3 protein-coding genes are annotated in these 3,994 nt (G+C 75.3%); 1 reads left to right on the forward strand and 2 read right to left on the reverse strand.

Annotation, left to right across the window (positions count from 1 at the left end; translation table 11 throughout):
* Both ACIQOV_RS31105 and ACIQOV_RS31110 read right to left on the reverse strand, forming a co-directional pair.
* A partial coding sequence (locus ACIQOV_RS31105) for a BTAD domain-containing putative transcriptional regulator (RefSeq protein WP_401053977.1) occupies positions 1–1,319 on the reverse strand: 1,319 nt, incomplete at its 3' end.
* Between the two features lie 135 nt (positions 1,320–1,454).
* Complete coding sequence (locus tag ACIQOV_RS31110) at positions 1,455–2,369, reverse strand: hypothetical protein (RefSeq protein ID WP_401053979.1); 915 nt, start codon at positions 2,367–2,369, stop codon at positions 1,455–1,457.
* Between the two features lie 265 nt (positions 2,370–2,634).
* On the opposite strand from ACIQOV_RS31110, the gene ACIQOV_RS31115 reads away from it, so the two are divergent.
* On the forward strand, positions 2,635–3,834 hold the full coding sequence (locus ACIQOV_RS31115) for an FAD-dependent oxidoreductase (protein WP_401053980.1): 1,200 nt from the start codon (positions 2,635–2,637) through the stop codon (positions 3,832–3,834).
* Positions 3,835–3,994: the final 160 nt, after the last annotated feature.

Below are 3,994 nucleotides of genomic sequence, written 5' to 3' on the forward strand. Positions count from 1 at the left end.
GGTACCGGCCAGAGGGTCTCGCCGGTCAGCCCGAGCGGTTCCCGGCTGGTGGCCAGCACGGTGAGGCCCGGCACGGCGGTCAGCAGTCGGTGGGCCAGCCGGGCCGCGGCCTCGACCACGTGTTCGCAGTTGTCCAGGACGAGCAGGGTCTCGCGGCCCTCCAACGCGCGGACGATGCGGTCGACCGGATCGCCGGCCGGGGTGCCGACGGGCAGTCCGTCCGCCGGCACTCCGGAGTCCTGCGGCGGACGGACCGCCGTCAGGACGGCCCGGGCCACCGCGTCGGGGGTGCTGACGGCGGGGGCGTTGACGTCGGGGGCGTTGACCTCGGCCAGTTCCGCCAGCCGTACGTCGATTCCGGCGGGCGTGGCGGCCGCGACCGCGACCGCCAGCCGGGTCTTGCCGACGCCGCCCGGCCCGGTGAGCGTCACCAGGCGCGACCGGCCGAGCCGCTCCCGGATCGCCGTGACCGCGTCGTCGCGGCCGACCAGGCCGGTCAGCCAGGTGGGCAGCGCGGCGCGTCCGGCCGGGCTGCCCACGGGCGCGGGGGCAGGTCCTGACCTCGGCGGCTCGGCGCCGGACAGCACCCGCAGGTGGACGTCCCGCAGTTCGGCGGACGGGTCGGCGCCCAGTTCGCCGGCCAGCGCCCGCCGGGTGCGCTCGAACACCTCCAGCGCCGCGGCCTGCTGCCCGTTCGTCTCCAGCGCGCGCATCAGACGGGCTGCGGCCCGCTCGCGCAGCGGGTGGGCCGCGCAGAGTTCGGTGAGCTCCGCGACCAGCCCCGGTACCCGGTCGGCCGCGCCGAGCGCGAGGACTGCGTCCGCGTGGTCCTCGGCCGCCGACAGCCGCAGTTCGGCCAGCCGGGCCGCCGGTGCGGCGGCGAATCCGGCGCCCTCGGCGTCCGTGAACGGCGCCCCGCGCCACAGCTTCACCGCCTCGCCCAGCACGGTGGCCGCCTCGGCGAACCCGCCCGCTGCCAGCGCCGCCCGCCCGGCCGTCACGCGCTGCTCGAAGTCCCAGGCGTCCACGCTCGCCCGGGGCAGGTCGAGCAGGTACCCGGCGGGATGCGAGCCGATCACCGTCCGGTCCGCCCCCAGCGCCCGGCGGAGCCGGGAGACCAGGGACTGCACGGCGCCGGCGGGCTCGTCCGGTGGCGTGTCCCCCCAGAGGTCGTCGACCAGCCGCTCGCGGGTGACCACCCGCCCGGGATCGAGGGCCAGTCGGACCAGCAGCAGCCGCAGTCGCGCCCCGCCGACCTCGACGGTGCGCCCGTCCTCTCCTCGTACGACCTGAAGAGGCCCCAGAACCTTGATCCGCATGCCGCCCGTCCTCGCTCGGCCCCGCCCGACAAACAAGATCATTATCCTGGGGCCCGGAGGCAGATCGGGCCCGGGGGCGAGTTCGGGCGGGGGCCGACCGGGGACCGTCGGGTGAGCCGTGCGGGCGCTGCCCGGCTACGGGCGGACGCGGGGCCGGCCGAGGACGTAGCTGCGCAGGTCGATGTCCTCGGGCAGGGCGGGCGCGGTGCCGGGGAGGGCGACGGCGCCGACCGCGACGATGAACGTCCTGGTCACGGCGTCGCTCCCCTTCTTGGTCCGCGGGGCCTGGAAGAGCAGGTAGCGGGCCAGCAGGTAGTCCTCGGTGGTGAGGCGGGGGCGGGCCAGGAGGTCCAGGGCGGCGGCGTGCAGGACGGCGCCGTCCCGGGGCGCGGGGGTGGCGGTGTAGATCGGCGTGCCGCCGCTCTCGATCCAGGAGGTGTCGAGGCCGCGGGCCGCGTACCGGGCGACGAGTTCGGCGTCGGTGCGGCGGGCGGCGTCGCCCCGCAGGAGGCGGTTGCCGGCGATCCGCCGTCCGTCCGGCAGGAGCACCCGGTTCTGGAGGATGTCGCCCGTGACGCCCTCGGCGGCGAAGCGCCGCTCGGCGAGACGGCCGTAGCGGAGCATGGCGTCCCAGGCCGGGGTCGCGCGGCCGCCGGTGTAGGTGCGGGTGGTCCGGTCCCATCGGGCGCCCTCGCGCAGACGGCCGACCTCGCCGAGGCGGTCGTAGTTGGTGTCGCCCTCCCGGATCGGGGTGCGGAAGCGCTCCGGGTCGAAGGCGGTGCCGGCGATGCCGGGAGGCGGGCCCATCGTGACGGCGAGGCGGTAGCGCCAGTCGACCAGCCGCGCGTGGACGGTGGCCAGCGCGGCGACCCGGGCGGGCCGGTCCGCGGCGGTCTCCCACATCCGGGCCAGCAGGCCGGCCGCTTCGGTGGCGGCGTCCGCCTGCCCGGTGGCGAAGGCGCGGGCCGTGGCCTGTCCGGCGGGGTCGGCGAAGCGCAGGGCGAGCGGGCTGGTGGGGAAGTCTCCGGGGGTGATCCGTGCGGTGGGCACGACTCTCTCCTGGACGCTCCGCTTGTCACCCGGCAACGACGACCTCCAAGTCGGGCCTGACCATGGCCCGTTCATCGTGTCATCACGCTCTGCCGGGTGCTGGGGAATCCGCGCAAGTCCCGTTCGGCACATCGGCCGGACGCCGCCCGTGGCGGTCGATCAGGGCGGCGCCGTGCCCCGGAGGCAAATGTCCGGACAATGGCTTGCGGTCTGCGGCGGGTCCGACCTAGCTTAATGTCCGTACATTTCGCCAGGGAGGGTCCACTTGATAACCAGGCATCACCGGATCGTGATCATCGGCGGCGGGACCGCGGGGATCTCGGTCGCGGCCCGGCTGCGCCGCGCCGGCCAGCGGGACGTCGCGGTGCTCGATCCGAGCGGTCATCACTACTACCAGCCGCTGTGGACGCTGGTCGGCGGAGGCCGGGCGCCGCTGGCGGAGAGCATCCGGCCCCAGGCGTCCGTCATGCCGAAGGGCGTGCAGTGGATACGCCGCGCCGCGGTCGCCGTCGACCCCGAGGCCCGGGAGGTGGCGCTGGACGACGGCGGCACGGTCTCCTACGACCACCTCGTGGTCTGCCCCGGCATCCAGCTGGACTGGGACCGGATACCGGGTCTGGAAGCCGGGCTCGGCCAGGACGGACTGTCCAGCAACTACCTGCCGCAGCACGCCCCCGCGACCTGGCGCTTCATCCGCGGGACCCGCTCCGGCAGCGCGGTGTTCAGCATGCCCGCGGGAGCCATCAAGTGCGGCGGCGCCCCGCAGAAGATCGCCTACCTGGCCGCCGACCACTGGCGCAGGCAGGGCGTGCTCGGCAGGATCGACGTCCACCTGGTGATCCCCGGCACCGCCATCTTCGGCGTCCCGGAGTTCGCCCGCGTCCTCGAAGGCGTGGTGCGCCGCTACGGCATCAAGGTCCACTACGGGAGCGAGGTCACCGAGGTGCGCCCGGAGGCCCGCGAGGTGGTCGTCACCGATCTGGGGACCGGGGGCAGGACGACCCTGCCGTACGACGTCGCCCACCTGGTGCCGCCGCAGAGCGCCCCGGACTGGATCAAGCGCGGCCCGCTCGCCGGCGCGGACGACCCGGCCGGCTACGTCGAGATCGACAAGTACACCATGCGGCACGTCCGTTACCCCGACGTGTGGGCGCTCGGTGACGCCGGATCCTCCCCGAACTCCAAGACCGGTGCCGCGGTGCGCAAGCAGGCCCCGGTGCTCGTCGAGAACCTCCTCGCCACCCTCGACGGCCGCGAGCCCGAGGCCGCGTACGACGGATACGCCTCCTGCCCGCTGACCACCGCCCGCAACAAGATGCTGCTCGCCGAGTTCGACTACAGCGGGCGGCCCGCCCCGTCGATCCCGGTGATCAACACCGTCCGCGAGCGCACCGACATGTGGTACCTCAAGCGGCGCGGGCTGCCGTTCCTCTACTGGAACCTCATGCTCCGCGGGCTCGCCTGACCCTCGCGGTCACGCACCCCCGGGCGCCCGCGCGCCCCGGATCTCCTGTACGGCCCACCACTCGGGCCTCCCGCCGTCGCGGCCCTTCGCGCGCCCACGGCGTGCTGCCGGGCGACATCCCGCCCGTACCCACACCCCCCCCCCCCCCCCCCGTCACCCC

It is taken from the genome of Kitasatospora sp. NPDC091257 (assembly GCF_044757675.1).
Lineage (GTDB): Bacteria > Actinomycetota > Actinomycetes > Streptomycetales > Streptomycetaceae > Kitasatospora > Kitasatospora lactacystinica.